We start from the raw sequence: 20,993 nt of genomic DNA, 5'->3' as shown, positions 1-20,993 counted from the left end.
ATCGCCCTGCGGTAGGTCGGTCCAGGAAACGACGAGGGTTGCGCCGCGCGCATGCGGCGGCCCTCCCGGGTTAATTCATGTTAAGGTGTGGCCTGAGGGGCACAGCCAATCGGACGCCCAGGCTCTAGGTAGGCGGCAACCGTTTCAATTCAGAAGACCGAACATGATTCGACGCCTCCTGATCGCCGCTCTTCTGGGCGCGCCCCTCGCTGCCTGCCAGACCGCCCAGCAGCCGGTCGCCACGGCGGACGATTCCGCCTGGTATGTCGGCATGATGCCGGACAAGCCGCACAACATTCCGCTGGTCGACCGGCGCAAGATGGACGCGAAATACGCCCGCCAGACGGTGGAGTACAAGGGACCCGAGAAGCCGGGCTCCATCGTGGTCGATATCGACGAGCGCATGCTCTATCTCGTCCAGCCCGAGGGCAAGGCGATCCGCTACGGCGTCGGCGTCGGCAAGCAGGGCTTCTCCTGGCGCGGCATCGCGACCGTCGGTCGCAAGGGCGTCTGGCCGAACTGGTCGCCCACCAAGACCATGGTCGGGATCAAGCCCGAACTGCCGCGCTACATGGAAGCCGGTCTCGACAATCCGCTCGGCGCCCGCGCCCTCTATCTGCACCAGAACGGCGCCGACACGCTCTTCCGCATCCACGGCACCAACGAGCCGTGGAGCATCGGCGAGCAGGTCTCCTCAGGCTGCGTGCGCATGCTCAACGAGGATGTCGCCGATCTCTACGAGCGCGTCCCCGTCGGCACCACGGTCTACGTGAAGCGCAACGGGCGGTATCGGGTCTGAGGCCGCACGACATCGCAGGTTTAGACCCGCCGGGGCCTCTGCTCCGGCGGGTTTTTCTTTGGGGACTTATCGGGCATCCGGACGGAGAGGCACAGTGTCGCGCCTCCGTCTTCAGACGAGGAAGAAATCCTTGTGGGTGAGGGCCGAGCCTTCGCCGTTCTGGAGCTTCACGGTGGCGATCTCCAGGGCCTTGTGCTTCGCGCCCGAGCCGTCGGCATCGAAGAACAGCTTATACGTCTTCGAGTTTACCTTTTTGGCGATGAAGAAGTCGTCCTTCTGCTTCGCTTCGCCGAGAGCGAACCAGCCCTTCTTGATAACGATGGCCTTGTCGAGCGCGGCGTTCTGGCCCTTCAGGTACTTGGCGATGGCCGCATTGCCGAAGGCCGCATCGTCGAAGTAGAGCGAGTCATAGAGGGGCCCGAAGTCGACGATCGTGTCCTTGTTGTTCGCCACAGTCCTGGCCGTGAGCTTGATATCGAACACGAAAGCGTCCTGGCCCGAGCCGCCCGTCAGAGCATCCTTGCCCGCCTTGCCGAGGAGAGTGTCGTTGCCCTGGCCGCCCGTGAGGCGGTCGGCTCCGCTCGTCCCCAGCAGCACCTGGGATGTCGGCTGCGGGTTCGGGGGAGGCGTGACGGGAGGCTCCGGGGGCGGCTTCGGGCTGGCCAGATCGATCGTCTCGCCGCTGATGGCGAAGCGGACCGCCTCGACATTGCGCAGCACATCTGCGCCGTCTCCGTTCGCAACCAGATCCGTGACGGTGAACGAGCCGTCCGAGTTCGCCACGATGGTGTAGCTGCTGCGCGTGCCGAAAAAGACCGCCGTGTCGCGTCCGGCGCCCCCATCGAGGACGTCATTGCCGGCTCCGCCGTTCAGGCTGTCGTCCCCGGCTTCGCCGGAGAGCATGTCGGCTCCACCGCCGCCCCTCAGCTCATTGGCCGCCGCGCTGCCCGTGAACCTGTCGCTTGCAGATCCGCCGACGAGATTCTCGATCCCGATGAGGATGTCGTTGCCCAGCCCCGTATCCTGCAGGACCTCAAACCTCAGGTCCACGATCGCGCTGTTCGCGCTGCTGAATTCCGCCGTGTCGTTTCCGTCGCCCCCATCGAGGACGTCGTTTCCTGCACCGCCGATCAGCGTATCGTTGCCGCCCCTGCCGGTCAGGCTGTCAGCGCCGCCAAGGCCTTTCAGGACATTGTCGACATCGTTGCCGCCGATCGTGTCGTTGCCCGCGGCGCCGGTCACGTTCTCGAAGTTCAGAAAAACGTCGGACCCCCAGGCATTGTCCTGCGTAGTCGTCAGGTTCAGGTCGACCGTTACCGCGACGTTCGGATCCGTCGACAGGTCGTAGGTCAGCGTGTCGATGCCGTCTCCGGCGTCGATCATGTCGTTGCCGAGACCATCGGAAAACGTTTCGTTTCCGGAGCCGCCGAATGCCCTGTCATTCCCGGAGCTCAGGAGGACGGTTCCCGCGATCGTTCCCGAACGGCCGTCGAACAGGTCATCCCCGTCGCGCATATCGATGTGGCCCGTGATGGCGCCGCGATTGACGAAGACATTGCCTGCCGCGTTGCCCAGAAAGGCCAAGCCATCGGCTTGGATCATGCCCGTATTGGTCACCACGGTGGAGAAGCCGGTGCCTGCAGCCAGGACAATTCCGTATCCGGTAGCCTTGATGGTGCCACTGTTGGTGATCGTGCAGTCGTTCCCGATGATCACCATCCCGTCCCTTGCCTGCAGTGTCCCGGCATTTCCGATGATCGTACCATGCCCGAAGGTCCGGATGCCTTCGTCCGCTGTGATCGAGCCGGTATTCACCACCACGCTGCTGCCGTCGCCGATGCTGATGCCGACCTTCGTGGCGGTGATCGTGCCATGGTTGACGACGTGGGCCTGCTTCTGCAGGGCAATGCCATAACCATTGGTCGCTGCAATCGAGCCGGCAGAAGAGATCGTGACGTTATAGGAATTCCGTGTTGTCGATGGATCGTAGATTCCGCCGCTGGCGGTCAGGGAGCCGTGAACCGTGATGGTGCCCCCGAAGCCTGCCGTGGCGTCGATAGCGAAGCCTGTGCCGTTATGGGGGCCCGCGACGATGATCCCCGGATTGACGGTGACCGAGCTGTGATCGGCAGTCAGGGTGAAAGTCGTAAACTGGTCGGCGGTGATGACGAATGGGGAAGGCACGCAGGTATCCTTTGAAACCACCTTTCTCCTAATAAAGTTGCAGATGCCGTGGAACTCTCGCTTTCGAGGGTAACGTAGCGCGACTGTTCCCAGAGCGCTCATGAGCCAGGACGCCGCAACCGTGGCTGTTCAGCTTGCGTTTGGGCTCTACATGCTTCAAGCCAACACCTGCGCTGCAGCAGGGCGTATTCAGAGCCAGGGGATCGAGCGATGACGCAGTGGGTCTATACCTTCGGGGACGGTAAGGCCGAGGGCCAGGCGGGGATGAAGAACCTGCTGGGCGGCAAGGGGGCCAATCTGGCCGAGATGTCCAATCTGGGACTGCCGGTGCCTCCGGGCTTCACCATCACGACCGAGGTCTGCACCTATTACTACGACCACGGCCGCTCCTATCCGGAGGAGCTGAAGGGTCAAGTCGAGAGCGCCCTCGCTTACATTGGCCGCCTCACGGGCCGCACCTTCGGCGATGCCGAGAACCCGCTGCTCGTCTCCGTCCGCTCCGGCGCCCGGGCCTCCATGCCCGGCATGATGGACACCGTGCTCAATCTCGGCCTCAACGACGTCACCGTCGAGGCGCTGGCCAAGGGCGCCGGCGACGAGCGCTTCGCCTATGACAGCTACCGCCGCTTCATCACCATGTATTCCAACGTGGTGCTGGGCCTGGAACACCATCACTTCGAGGAGATCCTCGACGAATTCAAGGACCGCAAGGGCTACTCGCTCGACACGGACATGACGGCCCAGGACTGGAAGGCCATCCTTCCGCGCTACAAGGCGCTGGTCGAGAAGGAGCTGGGCAAACCCTTCCCGCAGGAGCCGCAGGAGCAGCTCTGGGGCGCCATCGGGGCCGTGTTCGGCTCCTGGATGAACAACCGCGCCATCAAGTACCGTGAGCTGCACGCCATCCCGGCGAGCTGGGGCACGGCCGTGAACGTGCAGGCCATGGTCTTCGGCAATATGGGCGAGACCTCCGCCACGGGCGTGGCCTTCACCCGCAATCCCTCCACCGGCGAGAAGGAGCTCTACGGCGAGTTCCTCATCAACGCCCAGGGCGAGGACGTGGTGGCGGGCATCCGCACCCCGCAGGACATCACCGAAAAGGCGCGGATCGCGTCCGGCTCCGACAAGCCTTCCATGGAACGGGCCATGCCCGAGGCCTACAACGAGCTGGTGCGCATCTACGGCATCCTCGAGAAGCATTACCGTGACATGCAGGACATGGAATTCACGGTGGAGACCGGCAAGCTCTGGATGCTCCAGACCCGCAACGGCAAGCGCACGGCGAAAGCCGCGCTGCGCATCGCCGTGGAGCTGGCCTCCGAGGGCCTGATCACCCAGGAGGAGGCCGTGACCCGCGTGGAGCCGGCCGCCCTCGACCAGCTGCTTCACCCCACCATCGACCCCAAGGCCGAGCGCAAGATCCTGGCCACGGGCCTGCCTGCCTCGCCCGGCGCGGCCTCGGGCGCGATCGTGTTCAACTCGGACGATGCGGAAGCCGCCAAGAAGGCCGGCCAGAAGGTCATCCTGGTGCGCGTCGAGACCTCACCGGAGGACATCCACGGCATGCATGCGGCGGAAGGCATTCTGACCACCCGCGGCGGCATGACTTCGCACGCGGCCGTGGTCGCCCGCGGCATGGGCAAGCCCTGCGTGTCGGGCGCAGGCTCGATCCGCGTGGATTATGCTGCACAGACGCTGACCGTCGCCGGCCAGACCCTGAAGAAGGGCGAGATCATCACCATCGACGGCTCCAACGGCCAGGTGCTGCTGGGCCAGGTGAAGATGCTGGAGCCGGAACTCTCCGGCGAGTTCGCAACGCTCATGGGCTGGGCCGACAAGGTGCGCCACATGAAGGTGCGCGCCAATGCGGAGACGCCCCTCGACGCCAAGACCGCGCGCAATTTCGGCGCGGAAGGCATCGGCCTGTGCCGCACGGAGCACATGTTCTTCGAGGGCGACAGGATCGTCGCCGTGCGCGAGATGATTCTCTCCGATGACGAGGCCGGCCGCCGTGCTGCGCTCGCCAAGCTGCTGCCGATGCAGCGCAAGGACTTCGTGGAGCTGTTTTCGATCATGAGCGGCCTGCCGGTCACGATCCGCCTGCTCGATCCGCCGCTGCACGAGTTCCTGCCGCATTCGGAAGACGAGATGGAGGAGGTGGCGAAGGCCATGAACGCCTCCGTCGACAAGCTCAGGCACCGCGCCCGCGAGCTGCACGAGTTCAACCCGATGCTCGGCTTCCGCGGCTGCCGCCTGGCTGTCGCTTATCCCGAGATCGCCGAAATGCAGGCGCGCGCCATCTTCGAGGCGGCCGTGGAAGCAGGTCGCACGACGGGCCAGCCTGTCGTACCGGAGGTCATGGTGCCGCTCGTCATGACGAAGGCGGAACTCGACCTTGTGAAGGAGCGGATCGTCGCCATGGCGGAAGCGGTGGCCCAGGAAAGCGGCGTGACAGTCGAGTATCAGGTCGGCACGATGATCGAGCTGCCGCGCGCGGCCCTGCGGGCCGGCGAGATCGCGGAATCGGCGGAGTTCTTCTCCTTCGGCACCAACGACCTGACGCAGACGACGCTCGGCATCTCGCGCGACGATGCGGCCTCGTTCCTTGGCCCTTACACCCAGAAGGGGCTGCTGCCGGCCGATCCGTTCGTCACCATCGATCAGGAAGGCGTGGGCGAACTGGTGAAGCTGGCGGTCGAGCGCGGCAAGAAGACCCGTGGCGATATCAAGCTCGGGATCTGCGGCGAGCATGGCGGCGATCCGGCGTCGATCCACTTCTGCCAGTCGGTCGGGCTCGACTACGTGTCCTGCTCGCCGTATCGCGTGCCGATCGCACGGCTTGCCGCCGCGCAGGCGGCGCTCGGCAACAAGGCCGCGAGCCAGGCTTAAATGGCCCTGTCTCGCGTGCGTCTTCTGTATATCGGGGCGGTGCTGGTTTCCGGCATCGCCATCGGGTTCCTCATGTGGCGGCAGCCCCACCTGCAGCAGTCCGCCGTTCCGCCGGCGGCCTGGCCTTTTGCCGTGTCGTTGATCCTGGATCTCGTGATCGGCCAGCTCGCTGCTCAGGGGAAAGCCGAGCCGCTCACCATGACGGACCGGTTCGTTGCGGTGATCGGTGCTGGCCTGATCGTGACCGCGATGATAGCCTTGGGCTAACGATAGCGAAGAGGGGCAAGGATGGCGCTGCAAAAGGGTTCATGCCATTGCGGCAAGGTCGCGTTCGAGGTCGAATTGGACCTTCAGCAGGCCCTCGAGTGCAATTGCTCGCATTGCAGCCGGAAGGGCTATCTCCTCACCTTCGTTCCCCATGAGACCCTGACCGTTCTGCGTGGAGAGGAGAGCCTTTCCACCTACACCTTCAACTCGCATACGATCCGGCACCGCTTCTGTGCCACGTGCGGCTGCGCGCCCTTCGGCGAGGGCCGGAAACCGACCGGAGAGGCGACGGCGGCGATCAACGTTCGCTGCCTTGAGGACGTCGATCTGTCCCAAATCAAGATCATCCCGGTGGACGGGCGGAGTTTCTGAAACGGGCTGGCCTGCCTGGTGCTCGCCGAGCCTGACCAAAGGGCAATTGAAATGAAACTAGATATCATTTACATTGCTCCTTCTCGCTAGCGCGGGCAGCTATTTTTGGTCAGGACAGAAGAGGCGGGGGCGGCTCGAAGACCGACGCTGCCTTTGCGAAAGCTCAGGATGCCGGAGAGTTTGAGCGTTACGAAGGATGACGTCATTCGTGACTTGCGCGGCGCCCATGCTGCAGCCAAGGGCTTTGATGCGCCCGATGCATCAAGTACGCAGCTTCTCTCCATCCTTCAGCAGGGACCTGGCTTCTTTTGTTTTCTGCGTTGCCCGGGTGATGTCGTCGCGCTGACGAACAATGCGTTTCGGCAACTCACCGAGGGCCAGGACATTGCCGATTGCGCCCTGGACGAGACGCCGCTGGCTCACTGGCCCGGCTTTCGGGAGCACCTCGACCAAGCCCGTGCCGGCCTTGCACTCTCAGGTCCCTTACGGGTGTCCATCCTTTCACAAGCGGATCCTGGGAGCGTGGCCGAGGAGCGCTTCGTCGAGTTTTCGTTCCAGCCCATCTGGGGAGGGGGCAGGACGCTTCTCGGAGTGGCCGTTCAGGGCCATGATGTGACCGGGCACGTTCGTCGGGAGCAGGAGCTAAGCACCAGCAACGCCCGATCGGAGGCGGTTCTCGAGGTTCTGGGCGACGGCTTCGTCGTCTTCGACGAGGAATTCCGGGTCGTGAAGCTGAACCCTGCTGCGCTCAAGTATGACGGGCGTCGGGCCGAGGAGATCATCGGCAAAATCCAATGGGAGGCATGGCCCACGTCGGCAGGCTCCGCGTTGGAGGCTGCCTATCGAAGATGCCTCGCAGAACAGGTGCAGATCTCGTTCGAGCGCCGCTATCTTGGGTTCGGGAAAGACCGGTGGCTGGAACTGCGTGTCTGCCCGGTTCCGGGCGGCATCGTCAGCTTCTACCGGGACATCACCGAGCGGAAGGCTTCCGAGGAGGCGCTGCGCGCCAGCGAGGAACGGTTCAGGGCTCTCGTCGAGGCCGTTCCCCATCAGGTGTGGGAAGCCGGGCCGGACGGATCCGTCGAGTGGTCCAACGGGCGCTTTCCCGAATATCTCGGCATCACGCTCGAGGATCTGGCGAACGGCGCCTGGGAGCACATCGTCCATCCGGACGATTATCCGGTTGTCGCTCGAGCCTGGCGGCAGGCCCTGCAGGCCGGGATGGTGTTCGAAAGCGAGATCAGGCTGAAGCGGGCACGCGACAAGACCTACCGCTGGTTCCTGTCGAAGGCCGTTCCCGTCCGGGATCCCGACGGGGATGTCATCCGATGGATCGGCACGAATACCGATATCCACGACCAGAAAATGGCCGCGGAGGAGCTCGTCCATCTGAACGCCAGATTGGAGAAACGGGTCGAGGAGAGCACACGCGACCGGGATCGCCTCTGGCATCTCTCGACCGACCTTATGGTTGTTGCCGACCTCAAGGGAACCATCGTTGCGGCCAATCCGGCCTGGAGCCGCATGCTCGATTGGAAGAACGGCGATCTCATTCAGGCATCCGTCCTTGAATTCATCCATCCGGAGGATCAGGGCGATGCTCGTATGGCTGTCAGACAGCTTGCGCGCGCTCTGACCACCTGCAGCTTCCAAAGCCGGCTTAGCCACCGGGACGGGTCTTACCGCTGGATCGCCTGGACGGCCGTGTCGGACGAGCACTTCATCCATGCGGTCGGCCGCGACATCACCGCCGAGGAGGAGGCTGCTCAGGCGCTCAAGCAGGCCGAGGAAGCGCTGCGCCAATCGCAGAAGATGGAGGCGGTGGGCCAGCTGACCGGCGGAATCGCTCACGACTTCAACAATCTTCTGACCGGCGTGATCGGCAGCCTGGATCTCATCCAGACCCGCGTGGCGCAGGGGCGGTCAGGCGATATCGGACGCTATGTCGATGCCGCCATGTCCTCGGCGAACCGGGCTGCGGCGCTCACGCATCGCCTTCTCGCCTTTTCCAGACGCCAGCCGCTCGACCCGAAGCCTGTCGATGCGAACGGCCTCGTGGCATCGATGGACGAGCTGTTCCGGCGCACGACGCGCGAGACGATCCGGGTCGAGCTGCAGGCGGGCCGTGATCTCTGGCTGACTCTCTGCGATCCCAACCAGCTGGAAAGCGCATTGCTCAATCTCGTGATCAATGCCCGCGATGCCATGCCGGACGGAGGCGCCATCGTCATCGAGACGGCGAATGTGGAGCTCGATCAGGCCTATGCGGCCACGCAGCAGGATGTGAAGCCCGGGCAATATGTTGCGCTGTCGGTCTCCGATACCGGATCCGGCATGTCGGACGACGTGCTCGCGAGGGTCTTCGAGCCCTTCTTCACCACGAAACCGATCGGTCAGGGCACGGGCCTCGGCCTCTCCATGGTCTACGGATTCGTCAGACAGTCCGGCGGACATGTCAGGATCACTTCGGAGACAGGTCAGGGCACGACCGTCAAGATCTTCCTTCCCCGGTACCTTGGAGAAATCGAGCCTCAGGACCCGTCCGCCACGAATGCATTGGCGGCCCGCTCCAAGGCCCACGAGACGGTGCTCGTCGTCGAGGACGAGAGTGTCGTCCGCGACCTCATCGTGGAAATGCTCGAGGAGCAGGGCTACTGCGTCCTTCAGGCCGAGGACGGTCCGCAGGGCCTCGGGATCCTGCAAACCGGGCAATCGATCGATCTTCTCCTCACCGATGTGGGCCTGCCCGGCTTGAACGGACGGCAGTTGGCCGATGCCTTCCGGGCGGAACGGCCGGATCTGAAGGTGCTCTTCATGACCGGCTATGTGGAGAGCAATCTTCTCTCGGCCGGGTTCCTGGGGCCCGGCATGGAAGTCATCGCCAAACCCTTCACCCTCGAAACTCTCGCGACCCGGATCGAGGCGATCATTCGCGGCTCGTGAACAATAAAGGTCTGCCCGCGGTGGGCAGACCCTTCTGGATCGACGGTAGAGCAATTCAAACCGCAACGGCTCCCGACCGGCGCAGACCGACGAACTGGAACTCCGCGTACATCAGCACCACGAGGGCCTGCGCGATCACGAAGGCATAGCCCGCGCTTGTGGGCGCCACCCAGCCGCTCGCCAGGAGCAGCGCGCTGTCGATGACCCAGAGGGCATTGCCGAGGATCACCGCCCAGGCCACGGGTTTCTGGATTTCCTCGCGCAGGCCGAGCCAACCGATGAAGGCTGCGTAGGGCAGGAGAACCAGGCCTGCGACGCGCAGAAGCATTTCCGGCAAGCCGAAGATGCCGCTCAATGCACCGGCGCCGATCAGCAGCATCAAGCCGAAGGCAGCGCTGGTGGTGGCATCGGCCACGAGGGCTTGGCGAAGAAGCGGAGAGGATTGGATCGTCATCATGGCTGTCTCCTTGAGGTTGACCGGTTGAGAGCCTCAACCTGGTCCCGAGCATTTCGGAAGGAGCGCGCACAGTCGATTACCTCGGAGGTCATGGAAGATGATCCCGCCTCACGGTATGGTCCGCTCATGAAATCAGCGAGCACCCAACCCGTGAACACCGACCGACATGTGGGCGATTACCTGCGCGAGTGGCGCCAGCGCCGGCGCCTCAGCCAGATGGATCTCGCGCTCGAAGCGGAGATCTCCACCCGCCATCTGAGCTTTCTCGAGACCGGCCGCTCGCAGCCGAGCCGCGAGATGGTGCTGCTCTTGGCGGAGAAGCTCGACATGCCGCTTCGCGAGCGCAACATCATGCTGGTCTCGGCCGGTTTCGCGCCGGTCTATTCGCAGCGCTCCCTCGACGATCCGGCTCTCGCCAGCATGCGCCACGCCGTCGATCTCGTGCTCAAAGGGCACGATCCTTATCCCGCGCTCGCCGTAGACCGGCATTGGTCGCTCGTGTCCGCGAACGATGCTCTCGTGTCCCTGATCGGCGATGTCGATCCGGCGCTGATGAAGCCGCCGGTCAACGTGCTGCGCCTGAGCATCCATCCTGCAGGTCTTGCGCGGCGCATCGTGAACTTCACCGAGTGGCGCAACCACCTGGTCCACCGCCTGCATCAACAGGTGGATGCGACAGGCGATGCGGTGCTGGCCAGCCTCATCGAGGAACTGCGGTCCTACCCGACGCCCGATGCGGCAGCGCGGGCGCCGAAGTCGAACCATGACTATGCCGGCATCGTCGTGCCGTTTCAGCTCACGACGGGGGAGGGTGTGCTCACCCTCTTCAGCACCACCACGATCTTCGGCACGCCGGTGGACGTCACCCTGTCGGAACTGGCCATAGAGGCCTTCTTTCCGGCCGATCCCGAGAGCGGTGCGTCCCTGCGGCGTCTCGCCGAGAAGCGTCAAGCTGCCGCAGCGGCAGCCGGATAATGGCTGCTCTGCCTTAACCACCCGTCAACCTTAACCCGCGATAACTTTACGACATTGGAGCCCTCCTGCTGGATGCTCCGGATTGTGTCGAGTTTTTGCAGGGTGTTGCGCGTGCGTCTTCCGTATCGTCGATCTCGGGTGAAATGGATCTGCGCCACGACGGCACCCTGGGCGCTGGCGACGGGATTGCTGATCTCGTTCACGGCATCGGCCAGCAACGATCTCCATTCCGGCGTGAGCTTCACGCCGCGCAGCGCCACCGCCCGTCTCGTCGAGACCGCCCTCATTCCGCCCACCGGCACCTCGCTGGCCGAAGGCAGGCTCGGGATCGAACGTGACATTCTTCGAACCCTGCCGCGATACGACCTGCCGGAGGAGGCTGCCGATTCCGTGCCTCTCAAGGCCGACAGGAAGGCCGATGCGGGTCCCGATGCCGTCGTGGACCGCTCGCTGAAGGGCAACCCGCTCGTGGCTCCGCATGCGACCCTGTCCCGGCGCGCCAACCAATTGCGTCCGACCCTCAATCAGATGGGCAGCACAAAGCTGCTCTACAGCCGCGACGAGCGGCTTCTGCCGCCGACCGTCCTCATGGAAGGTCAGCTCGAAGCGCCTGAGACGGAGCAGGTCTTCGAGCCCTGGGAGGCGCCCGAATACACCACGACGCGTCAGGCTACCTCCGTCCAGTCGCCTGCGGCCGCTGCCGCGGGCTCCACGGGGGCCGCGGCAAGCCCGACAACCCCCATGGTGAAACGTGCGATCGCCCTGTCCTCGACGACGCCGGCCCCGGTCGAGGCGACGCCCGTCGAGATCGCGGCCGCTCCCGTCTCTCTGCAATCCCCGCGTCTCGACCGGGGCGGCTATGGCGACCTGTCCATCCTGCCCAAGAGCGACGACCCGGATCGCCCCCGCTATGTCGACTTGATCGATCCGGACAATGTGAGCAAGGAGCAGCGCTGCCTTGCGGAAGCCGTCTATTTCGAAGCCCGAAGCGAGCCCGTGGAAGGTCAGGCGGCAGTCGCCCAGGTGGTGCTCAACCGGGTGAAGAGCGGGCTCTACCCGTCCAGCATTTGCGGCGTGGTCTACCAGAACCGCCACCGCCATCTCGCCTGCCAGTTCACCTTCGCCTGCGAGGGCAAGTCCCTGCGCATCCGCGATACCGAGTCATGGGAGCGCGCCAAGAGCGTTGCCGGGGCCGTTCTCGAGGGCAAGACCTACTTGGCCGATGTGGGCGGGGCGACCCATTACCATGCCAATTACGTTCGACCCAACTGGGCACGCCGCCTGAAGAAGATGGACGTGATCGGACGGCACATCTTCTACAAGCTCAAGCCTGGCCAGACATAAAATTTCTCCGCTCGTGCGCTTCGGCACCTCAAAAAATGTAATAGAGTACTAACAAGGTCGAGGCGAAGCGTCGAAGGCGAGGATATCGTGGCGAGCATCCGAGGTTCTGTTCAGGGGGCGGGCTATGGCAATCCGTATGTGGATTCCCTCGTCTGGGGCGACACCGCCTGGAATGCTGCCAGCGGGCCGATCAAAGTCTGGTTCGGCCAAAGCGGAGATTTCGCGGCAGCGAGCGCCGTCCACGGCCCCAGTGACATCCTGACGAGCGGCGCGTCGGTCAAGAACTGGACCGCCGCCGAGAAGGCCGCCTTCGACTACGCCACCCAGATTTACGAAAGCGTCTGCGGGCTGACATTCGAGCTCGCCGGTTCCGCCGCCGAGGCCGATATCGTCTGGTGGAAGACCTCGTTGGGGGGCGACACGCTCGGCCTGCACGAGCTGCCGGACAAGGACCAGATCTGGGGATATTTCGACCCTGCACTGCCGTCCTGGAGCAGCCTGTATTTCGGGGGCGACGGACTCAACACGGTGATGCACGAATTCGGTCACGGCATGGGCTTGGCCCACCCGCACGATGGCGGCACATACGGAGACGCAACGAATTTTCCGGGCGTCACGGACCCCTATGCAGTCGGGCCAAATGGTTTGAACCAGGGCATCTGGACGGTCATGTCCTACAATCCCGGATGGGCTGAGACGGGATACGATCTGTCCTACGGCAACCAGGCGGGGCTCGGCGCCTTCGATATCGCGGCGCTGCAGGCTCTCTACGGCAAGAACATGGAAGCGGGCCGCGGGAGCGATGTCTACACGCTGCCGACCTGGAACCTGAAGGTCGATGAGCGGGGATGGTTCTGCCTCTGGGATGCAGGGGGGCGGGACACGATCACCGCCGCTCAGGCATCTGCCGGCGTCGTCATCGATCTTCGCGCCGCCACCCTGCTGCAGGGCGATCCCCACGCGGGTGGTTTCGTCTCCCGCGAGAAAGGGGTCGCCGGCGGGTACACGATCGCAAACGGCGTGATGATCGAGAACGCCACCGGCGGAGGCTTCGCCGATCGTCTCCAAGGGAATTCCACCGCAAATGTGCTGCGCGGTGGTGGCGGTGCCGACACCCTTCTTGGAGGTGCAGGCAATGACACCCTTCACGGAGGATCAGGCAACGACAGGCTGTCCGGTGGCGTGGGCCAGGACGTCTTCGTGTTCGAGAGCAAAGCCGACAAGAGCAGGAACGTCGACCGGCTCGAGGATTTCAATGCGGCCGACGATTCGATTCGGCTCGACAACAAGATCTTCAGCGCACTGGGTTCCGGCGGCGCGTCGAAGCCCAAGGCGTTCAAGGCCGACATGTTCGTGAAGGCTGCGAAGGCGCAGGATGCCGAGGATCGGATCGTCTACAACAAGCAGACCGGAGCGCTCTTTTACGATGCCGACGGCTCGGGTGGCGCTGCCCAGGTGAGAATCGCCACTCTCGGCAAGCATATGAAGCTCGGACATCAGGATTTCTTCGTCGTCTAGGAGCAGGGAAGAGCGACTCGGGGCTGACTTTTCTGCCGGCACCCATCACAAAGCGTCATACCAAAGCCTACAAACTTTCAATGTTGCCGATGGGCGACTTGGGCTAGTCTGCGCACCCCTGCTTCCCTGAAGGGCCGTGTGCATGTCCGCTTCTCCCGCTCGATCCCGCGTCTCGCCGGAACTCATCGTCGTCGCCGGCTGCCTGATCGCCCTGATCACCTTCGGCCCGCGGGCATCCTCCGGCCTGTTCCAGCTGCCCATGATCACGGAATATGGCTGGGGCCGGGATACCTTCGGCTTCGCCATCGCGATCCAGAATCTGCTCTGGGGCCTGGGCCAGCCGTTCGCCGGCGCGGTTGCGGATCGCTTCGGAGCCTTCCGGGTGCTCTGTGCCGGGGCGCTTCTCTACGCCCTCGGCCTCGTTGCCATGGCCTATGCCACCACGCCCGGCATGCTGCATCTCGGCGCCGGCGTGCTCATCGGCTTCGGCCTGTCCGGCTGCTCGTTCAATCTGGTGCTCGGCGCCTTCGGCAAGCTCCTGCCGGAGCAATGGCGGCCCATGGCCTTCGGCGCCGGCACGGCGGCGGGCTCCTTCGGCCAATTCCTGTTCCCGCCCATCGGCAACGTGCTGATCGATGCCTTCGGCTGGCAGCAGGCGCTGCTGGTCTTCGCCGCGAGCGTCCTCCTCGTCATGCCGCTTGCCATCGCACTCGCCACCCGGCCGACCGGAGATGCCGCCCAGGCCGGAGCGGCCGCGGTGCCGAACCAGTCGATCCGCCAGGCGCTGACGGAGGCTTTCCAGCACCGCTCCTACGTTCTGTTGGTGCTGGGCTTCTTCACCTGCGGCTTCCAGCTCGCCTTCATCACCGTGCACCTGCCGGCCTACCTGAAGGATGCGGGCCTCTCGGCGGCCGTCGGCGGATGGACGCTGGCGGTCATCGGGCTGGCCAACGCGGTCGGCTCCCTGGGCTCGGGCTGGCTCTCCACCCGCATGTCGAAGCGCTGGCTCCTCGCCTGGATCTATCTCGGCCGCTCGGTGGCGATCGCCGCCTTCATCCTGATCCCGGCCACGCCCGTGACCTCGATCCTGTTCGGCATCTCGATCGGCCTGCTCTGGCTTTCCACCGTGCCGCCCACTTCCTCCCTCGTGATGCTGATGTTCGGCACCCGCTACATGGCCATGCTCTACGGCTTCGCCTTCTTCTCGCACCAGGTCGGCGGCTTCCTCGGCGTGTGGCTCGGCGGGCTGCTCTACGAGATCAACGGCAATTACAGCATGGTCTGGTGGCTCTCGGTTCTGCTGGGCCTCGCCTCCGCGTTGATCAACCTGCCGATCAAGGAGCAGCCGGTCGTGCGCGAGCCGGCCTTGCAGCCTGCGGAGTAAGCTCTGTCCTGCTGCGAAGGGCTAAGGCCTTCACGCTTGCCCTGAACCTCCGCCGCGCCACAAATGGGCAGGGGAGGAATCGGCATGAGCACGTTCAGGGCCGTCGTCATCGACAAGATTGAATCCGGGCAGACCGTCGAGATCCGCGCGTTCGATGAGGCGGATCTCATGGACGGCGACGTGACCGTGCGCGTTTCACATTCGACCCTGAACTACAAGGATGGCCTCGCGCTCACCGGCAAGGCGCCGGTGGTGCGCCGCTTTCCGATGATTCCGGGCGTCGATCTCGCAGGCATCGTGGACACCTCCTCGCATCCGGATTTCCGGCCGGGCGATGCAGTGGTGCTCAACGGCTGGGGCCTAGGCGAGACCCATCTCGGCGCCTATGCGGAGAAGGTGCGGGTCAAGGGCGATTGGCTGATCCCGCTGCCCGGAGGGCTGTCGCCGGAGCAGGCCATGGCCGTCGGTACGGCCGGTTATACCGCGATGCTCTGCCTCATGGCCCTGGAGCGGCATGGGCTTCGTCCGGATCGCGGCCCCGTCATCGTCACGGGCGCCGTCGGCGGCGTCGGCTCGGTCGCCGTGGCGCTCCTCGCCCGGGCCGGATGGCATGTGATCGCCTCGACGGGGCGGCCCGAGGAGGCCGACTACCTGAAGGGTCTCGGTGTGGCCGAAATCCTCGACCGCAGCGAACTCGCCGGTCCCGGGCGGCCGCTCGCCAAGGAGCGTTGGGCCGCAGGGGTCGATACGGTCGGCTCCACGACGCTCGCCAACGTGCTGTCCATGACGAAATACGGCGGCGCGATCGCCGCCTGCGGCCTCGCCGGCGGGATGGACCTGCCGGCGACCGTCGCGCCCTTCATCCTGCGCAACGTGGCGTTGCTCGGGGTCGATTCGGTGATGGCCCCGAAGGCCCTGCGGGTGGAGGCCTGGAACCGGATCGCCCGCGAGCTCGACCACGAGACGCTCGCGGCCATGACCTCGACGATCCCGCTCGATCGTGTGCTGGAAGCCGGCAAGGAGATCGTCGAGGGCAAGATCAAGGGCCGGGTGGTGGTGGCAATAAGCTAGCCGATAAACCGCGGTTTAGATCCAAGCCCGCGTCTGAAAGAATGCGATAATTCCTCTCACGTCATGGCCGGGCTTGGCCCGGCCATCCCGATTGGAGAGGCTCGCGCTCGGCTGAAGCGGGATCACCGGCACAAGGCCGGTGATGACGGAGATGGAAAGCTCATCAACCGTTAAGCGACCGGCGCCGGCGCAGGAGCCTTCTTCCCGGCTCCCTCGATCCATCTCTTCTGCTTGGTGATCTCGGCCGCCATGAAATCCATGAAGGCGCGCACGCGGGCCGATTGGCGCAGGTCCGGATGGGTCAGGAGCCACAGGCCCGCCGAGAAATCCGGATTGATATCCGACAGCCGGACGAGATCCGGGTTCGAATCCGCGATGAAGCAGGGCAGGGGACCGATGCCGGTCCCGGCCTGAACCGCCTCGGAGAGACCGAGCACCGTGTTGACCTTGTAGACGATGTTTTCCGGCGTCACGTGCTCGCGCACGAAGCGGGCAACCTTCATGGTTGCCAGGTTGTCGCCGAGCGCAACCCAGTGATGGTCGAACAGGTCGGTGAGGCTGACATCGCCGGGGCCCGAGACATCGGGGAAATCCGCCACCCGCCCGTAGACCGCCCAGGCAATCGTCGCCACCCGGCGTCCGACGAGGGTTTCCGGCGGGTCGTCGGTCGCGCGGATCGCCACGTCAGCGTCGCGCTTGGACAGGTTGAGCGCCTGATTGGCGAGCACCACGTCGAGCCGCATCTCGGGACAAGCCGTGATGAAGCGGGCGAAGATCGGCGTCAAAAGGTGCACGAGCAGCGTATCGTTGGTCGTGACCCGCAACTCTCCGGTGGGAGCGACGGCCTGTCCGGCGAGCTTGCGCGTAAAGGCGGTGACGTTCTCGTCCATCTGCTCGGCCAGCGCCGACATCTCTTCCCCGGCGGGCGTGAGGACATAGCCCGTCCGGTGGCGCTCGAAGAGCTTGACCCCGAGATTGTCTTCCATCTGGCCGAGCCTGCGGAAAACCGTCGAGTGGTTGACGCCAAGCCGCTCGGCGGCACCGGCCAGGCCGTTGGCCTCGGCGATGATCTTCACGAGCCTGAAATCGTCCCAGTCGAGATGCTGCTGTTTGGTCATTGCTTTTGCATTCGCGCAAGAGAGACCGTGCAAATCTAACACTGGTTTTGCAGCAGGGAAAGCTTATCCTCCATCCCGTCCAACAACAGCAGGCGACGCACTCCCACCCCACTGCAAGACGGGGCGGGGACCAGACGCGCTGCGCCTCATTCCAACCAATCGGAGTTCACATGACCAAGGTTCTGGTTCTGTATTATTCGTCCTGGGGTCACATCGAGCAGATGGCCTACGCCGCCGCCGAGGGTGCCCGCGAAGCCGGCGCCGAAGTCGTGGTGAAGCGCGTGCCGGAACTCGTCCCGGCCGAGGTGGCGCAGGCCGCCCATTACAAGACCGACCAGAAGGCTCCCATCGCCACCGTCGACGAGCTGCCGGAATACGACGCCATCATCTTCGGCACGCCGACCCGCTACGGCACCATGACGGCGCAGATGAAGAACTTCCTCGATCAGACCGGCGGCCTCTGGGCACAGGGCAAGCTGATCGGCAAGGTCGGCTCGGTCTTCACGTCGACCGCTACCCAGCACGGCGGCCAGGAAGCCACGATCCTCACGACGCTGCCGGTGCTGCTGCACCACGGCATGGTGGTGGTCGGCCTGCCTTACTCCTTCCAGGGTCAGATGGGCGTCGACCAGATCCGCGGCGGCTCGCCCTACGGTGCTTCCACGATCGCTGCCGGCGACGGCTCGCGTCAGCCGACCGAAATCGACCTCGACGGCGCTCGCTACCAAGGCCGGCACGTGGCCCAGATCGCCGCGAAGCTCGCTGCGAAGTAAGAAGTCCAGCATCGGCGGAGCGGCTCAACGCTCCGCTGCAGCGCGCCTCAGGCGGTCGTTGATAGCCTCGCCCAGGCCGTTCTCCGGAACGGGGCTCACCGCGATGGTCGCGGCACCGGACGCGTCGAGCTGCCTGAGATAGGAAAACAGATGAGCGGCGGCCTCCACGAGGTCGCCGCTTTGGCTGAGATTCAGGGTGGCCTGCGCGGTCTCGATGCCGAGAGGGGTCTCTGCGCCGAACAGCAGCGCGGCCTCTCCGGGTTGAACGCTTGTCGCATTCAGGCGCACCCGCGCCCGCGGCGCGTAATGGGAGGCGAGCATGCCCGGAGCGAGCGGATTGGAGCCTGCTTCCGGGCCGGCTTCGAGTTTCCTGCCGAGCAGCGCCTCGATGGCCTCCCGCGGCACGCCGCCCGGTCGGAGCAGGCGCGGCACACCACCCAGGCACGACACGATGGTCGATTCGAGGCCGACCTGGGACACGCCTCCGTCGAGTACCGCATCGATGCGCCCCTCGAGATCGCCCAGCACATGGTCGGCATCGGTCGGGCTCACCCGGCCCGAGCGGTTGGCCGAGGGAGCTGCGACCGGGCGGCCGGTCTGTTCGAGAAGCGCATGGGCGAGGGGATGGGCCGGCACCCGCAGGCCGATGCTGTCGAGGCCCGCGCGGGCGAGATCGGAGATGGTGCAGGTGCTGGCCACCGGCACCACGAGGGTCAGCGGACCTGGCCAGAAGGCCTCTGCCAGGCGCGCCGCCGTCTCGTCGAAGATGCCCTGGTTCTGGGCCGTCCGGAAGCTGTCCACATGGGCGATCAGAGGATTGAAGCTCGGCCGATCCTTGGCGGCATAGATCCGCGCCACCGCCTCCGCATCCGTAGCGTCCGCGCCAAGGCCGTAGACGGTTTCCGTCGGGAAGGCCACGAGGCCGCCGCGCCGCAGGATGGCCGCCGCCCGGGCGAGACCCGCCGTATCGGCCGCAAGCCGCTCCGTTTGGCGCATTGACCCGAGATCGTTCACGTCTAAACTATCCTTTGCCCGTTGGGATTTGCCTTGCCGGGCGGGTTTAACGGCGCGAGAACTCGCGTCAACATGTAAAGCCCCGTCACTCGAGAGGAAACGTTGATGACCTACCGCGCGCCAGTTCCGGACATCGTCTTTACCCTGCGGCATGTGGCGGGCCTCGACAGGGCCGTGGCCGACGGCGTCTACGGCGACCTCTCCGCCGATCTGGCCGAGGCTATCCTGGAGGAGGCGGGCCGCTTCGCCAACGACGTGATCGCGCCCCTCAATCGGGAGGGCGACCGGCACGGTGCGACCTTCAGGGACGGCGTCGTCACCACCGCACCGGGCTGGAAGCAGGCCTACAGGGCCTGGACGGAAGCCGGATGGAACGCGCTTCCCGGTCCGGTGGAATATGGCGGCCAGGGACTGCCGACCCTGCTCAATTCGGCCTGCGTCGAGATGTGGAACTCAGCCTCCATGGCCTTCGGCATCGGTCCCGTGCTCACCATGGGGGCCATCGAGGCACTGTCCACTCATGCCACGGACGATCTGAAGAGCCGGTATCTCGACAAGCTCGTCTCCGGCGAATGGACCGCGACCATGAATCTCACGGAGCCGCAGGCGGGCTCCGATCTCGCGGCCCTGCGCTCCCGGGCGGAGCCGGCGGGCGACGGTACCTATCGCATCACGGGCCAGAAGATCTTCATCACCTACGGCGAGCACGATCTGACCGAGAACATCGTCCATCTCGTGCTTGCGCGCCTGCCCGATGCGCCGGCCGGCACGCGGGGCATCTCGCTCTTCCTGGTGCCGAAATTTCTGCCCGACGGCACGCGCAACGACGTGCGCTGCCATTCCATCGAGCACAAGCTCGGCATCCATGCCTCGCCCACCTGCACGATGATCTTCGGCGACGATGGCGGCGCTGTCGGCTGGCTCGTCGGCGAGGAGAATCGCGGTCTCGCCTGCATGTTCACGATGATGAACAACGCCCGTCTGGCGGTCGGCCTGCAGGGTGTGGCGATCGCCGAGCGCGCCTACCAGCAGGCGCTTTCTTATGCCAACGAGCGCCGGCAGGGCCGCGCCATCGGGGCGGCGGAGGGCATGAGCCCGATTGCCGTGCATCCGGACGTGCAGCGCAATCTGCTCACCATGAAGGCGCTCACCGCTGCAGCCAGGGCGATCTGCTACATGACGGCGGAAGCCATCGACCGTGCGCATCTCGAAGAGGACCCCGCGCGCCGGAAGAAGGCGAACGAGCGCGCGTCCCTGCTCACGCCGGTGGCCAAGGCCTTCTCGACCGATATCGGCATGGAGGTGGCCTCGATCGGCGTGCAGGTTCATGGCGGCATGGGTTTCATCGAGGAGACGGGCGCCGCGCAGCATTTCCGCGACGCGCGCATCGCGCCGATCTACGAGGGCACGAACGGCATCCAGGCCATCGACCTCGTCACGCGCAAGCTGCCGCTCGCCGGCGGCGAGACGGTGCGGGCGCAGATCGCTTCCATGAGGGCCACCGTGGCGCGGCTCCTGAAGGAGGCGACGCCCACCTTCGGGGCGACCGCTCCGCGCCTGCGCGACGCCATCGAAAGCCTGGACCGGGCCACGAGCTATCTTCTCAAAGCCGTCTCGTCCAACGCCCAGGGGGAGGCGCTCGCCGGCGCGACCCCATACCTGCGTCTCTTCGCGCTGGCGCAGGGCGGCACGGCTCTCGCCGAGATGGCGCTCGCGGCTCAAGGGCAAGCGGCCGCTGGTGACGGCGACCCGGCCCATGCCGGCCGCATCGCGCTCTGCCGCTTCTTCGCCGAGAACATCGCCGTCGGCGCCAAGGGACTGGAGGAGACGGTGATGAGCGGTGCAGGCTTCCTGCAGGATGCAACCCTGGCATTGGCGAGCTGAT

16 protein-coding genes are annotated in these 20,993 nt (G+C 65.1%); 12 read left to right on the top strand and 4 right to left on the bottom strand.

Annotated features, from left to right (window positions below; genetic code table 11):
• Positions 1 to 163 precede the first annotated feature (163 nt).
• Positions 164 to 799, top strand: a complete 636-nt coding sequence (locus VB672_RS03250; protein ID WP_329782733.1) for a L,D-transpeptidase — start codon at positions 164 to 166, stop codon at positions 797 to 799.
• Positions 800 to 910: 111 nt separating this feature from the next.
• Here VB672_RS03250 and VB672_RS03245 read toward each other — a convergent pair whose 3' ends face one another.
• On the bottom strand, positions 911 to 2,983 hold the full coding sequence (locus tag VB672_RS03245) for a calcium-binding protein (RefSeq protein ID WP_329782732.1): 2,073 nt from the start codon (positions 2,981 to 2,983) through the stop codon (positions 911 to 913).
• 210 nt (positions 2,984 to 3,193) lie between these two features.
• Between VB672_RS03245 and ppdK the strand changes: the two genes are divergently transcribed.
• From ppdK to VB672_RS03225, 4 genes are all read left to right on the top strand, one after another.
• A complete protein-coding gene (gene ppdK / locus VB672_RS03240; protein ID WP_329782731.1) occupies positions 3,194 to 5,872 on the top strand; it encodes a pyruvate, phosphate dikinase in 2,679 nt (892 codons plus the stop codon).
• Positions 5,873 to 6,139 carry a hypothetical protein gene (locus tag VB672_RS03235; protein ID WP_329782730.1) on the top strand — a complete coding sequence of 89 codons (267 nt, stop codon included), beginning with the start codon at positions 5,873 to 5,875 and terminating at the stop codon, positions 6,137 to 6,139. It abuts the gene before it with no gap.
• A 21-nt stretch (positions 6,140 to 6,160) separates the two neighbouring features.
• Positions 6,161 to 6,511, top strand: coding sequence for a GFA family protein (locus VB672_RS03230; protein WP_329782729.1), 351 nt, complete (start codon positions 6,161 to 6,163; stop codon positions 6,509 to 6,511).
• 180 nt (positions 6,512 to 6,691) lie between these two features.
• Positions 6,692 to 9,454 (top strand): PAS domain S-box protein, encoded by a 2,763-nt coding sequence (locus VB672_RS03225; RefSeq protein ID WP_329782728.1) that lies wholly within the window; start codon positions 6,692 to 6,694, stop codon positions 9,452 to 9,454.
• Positions 9,455 to 9,509: 55 nt separating this feature from the next.
• On the opposite strand, the gene VB672_RS03220 is transcribed toward VB672_RS03225, so the two are convergent.
• Positions 9,510 to 9,911, bottom strand: a complete 402-nt coding sequence (locus VB672_RS03220) for a hypothetical protein (protein ID WP_329782727.1) — start codon at positions 9,909 to 9,911, stop codon at positions 9,510 to 9,512.
• A 126-nt stretch (positions 9,912 to 10,037) separates the two neighbouring features.
• Here VB672_RS03220 and VB672_RS03215 point away from each other — a divergent pair, with 126 nt between their 5' ends.
• The 5 genes from VB672_RS03215 to acuI all read left to right on the top strand — a co-directional run bounded on the left by VB672_RS03215 (position 10,038) and on the right by acuI (position 16,203).
• Complete coding sequence (locus VB672_RS03215) at positions 10,038 to 10,886, top strand: helix-turn-helix domain-containing protein (RefSeq protein ID WP_329782726.1); 849 nt, start codon at positions 10,038 to 10,040, stop codon at positions 10,884 to 10,886.
• 111 nt (positions 10,887 to 10,997) lie between these two features.
• Entirely contained in the window at positions 10,998 to 12,230 is a 1,233-nt protein-coding gene (locus VB672_RS03210; protein ID WP_329782725.1) for a cell wall hydrolase, read from the top strand.
• Between the two features lie 87 nt (positions 12,231 to 12,317).
• Complete coding sequence (locus VB672_RS03205) at positions 12,318 to 13,748, top strand: M10 family metallopeptidase C-terminal domain-containing protein (RefSeq protein ID WP_329782724.1); 1,431 nt, start codon at positions 12,318 to 12,320, stop codon at positions 13,746 to 13,748.
• A gap of 142 nt (positions 13,749 to 13,890) precedes the next feature.
• Positions 13,891 to 15,132: an MFS transporter gene (locus tag VB672_RS03200; protein WP_329782723.1), complete on the top strand. Its 1,242-nt coding sequence runs from the start codon at positions 13,891 to 13,893 to the stop codon at positions 15,130 to 15,132.
• Between the two features lie 84 nt (positions 15,133 to 15,216).
• Positions 15,217 to 16,203, top strand: coding sequence for an acrylyl-CoA reductase (NADPH) (acuI, locus tag VB672_RS03195; protein ID WP_329782722.1), 987 nt, complete (start codon positions 15,217 to 15,219; stop codon positions 16,201 to 16,203).
• Positions 16,204 to 16,373: 170 nt separating this feature from the next.
• Here the strand turns inward: acuI and VB672_RS03190 are convergent, their stop codons facing one another.
• Complete coding sequence (locus VB672_RS03190) at positions 16,374 to 17,321, bottom strand: LysR family transcriptional regulator (RefSeq protein WP_329782721.1); 948 nt, start codon at positions 17,319 to 17,321, stop codon at positions 16,374 to 16,376.
• Positions 17,322 to 17,491: 170 nt separating this feature from the next.
• Between VB672_RS03190 and wrbA the strand changes: the two genes are divergently transcribed.
• A complete protein-coding gene (gene wrbA, locus VB672_RS03185; protein WP_329782720.1) occupies positions 17,492 to 18,094 on the top strand; it encodes an NAD(P)H:quinone oxidoreductase in 603 nt (200 codons plus the stop codon).
• Positions 18,095 to 18,118: 24 nt separating this feature from the next.
• Here the strand turns inward: wrbA and VB672_RS03180 are convergent, their stop codons facing one another.
• Positions 18,119 to 19,090, bottom strand: coding sequence for an L-threonylcarbamoyladenylate synthase (locus VB672_RS03180; RefSeq protein WP_329782975.1), 972 nt, complete (start codon positions 19,088 to 19,090; stop codon positions 18,119 to 18,121).
• Between the two features lie 123 nt (positions 19,091 to 19,213).
• On the opposite strand from VB672_RS03180, the gene VB672_RS03175 reads away from it, so the two are divergent.
• Positions 19,214 to 20,992: an acyl-CoA dehydrogenase gene (locus tag VB672_RS03175; protein ID WP_329782719.1), complete on the top strand. Its 1,779-nt coding sequence runs from the start codon at positions 19,214 to 19,216 to the stop codon at positions 20,990 to 20,992.
• Position 20,993 lies beyond the last annotated feature (1 nt).

The sequence above is a fragment of the Microvirga sp. CF3016 genome, from assembly GCF_036314085.1.
GTDB lineage: Bacteria > Pseudomonadota > Alphaproteobacteria > Rhizobiales > Beijerinckiaceae > Microvirga.
The sequence above is the reverse complement of the archived record's forward strand: the minus strand, read 5'-3'. Positions and strand labels throughout refer to the sequence as shown.

Coding starts and splice junctions, on each gene's coding strand:
- VB672_RS03230 (WP_329782729.1), top strand. CDS start 6,161: ATGGCGCTGCAAAAGGGTTCATGCCATTGCGGCAAGGTCGCGTTCGAG.
- VB672_RS03200 (WP_329782723.1), top strand. CDS start 13,891: ATGTCCGCTTCTCCCGCTCGATCCCGCGTCTCGCCGGAACTCATCGTC.
- VB672_RS03235 (WP_329782730.1), top strand. CDS start 5,873: ATGGCCCTGTCTCGCGTGCGTCTTCTGTATATCGGGGCGGTGCTGGTT.
- VB672_RS03180 (WP_329782975.1), bottom strand. CDS start 19,090: ATGCGCCAAACGGAGCGGCTTGCGGCCGATACGGCGGGTCTCGCCCGG.
- wrbA (WP_329782720.1), top strand. CDS start 17,492: ATGACCAAGGTTCTGGTTCTGTATTATTCGTCCTGGGGTCACATCGAG.
- ppdK (WP_329782731.1), top strand. CDS start 3,194: ATGACGCAGTGGGTCTATACCTTCGGGGACGGTAAGGCCGAGGGCCAG.
- VB672_RS03215 (WP_329782726.1), top strand. CDS start 10,038: ATGAAATCAGCGAGCACCCAACCCGTGAACACCGACCGACATGTGGGC.
- VB672_RS03190 (WP_329782721.1), bottom strand. CDS start 17,321: ATGACCAAACAGCAGCATCTCGACTGGGACGATTTCAGGCTCGTGAAG.
- VB672_RS03250 (WP_329782733.1), top strand. CDS start 164: ATGATTCGACGCCTCCTGATCGCCGCTCTTCTGGGCGCGCCCCTCGCT.
- VB672_RS03220 (WP_329782727.1), bottom strand. CDS start 9,911: ATGATGACGATCCAATCCTCTCCGCTTCTTCGCCAAGCCCTCGTGGCC.
- acuI (WP_329782722.1), top strand. CDS start 15,217: ATGAGCACGTTCAGGGCCGTCGTCATCGACAAGATTGAATCCGGGCAG.
- VB672_RS03175 (WP_329782719.1), top strand. CDS start 19,214: ATGACCTACCGCGCGCCAGTTCCGGACATCGTCTTTACCCTGCGGCAT.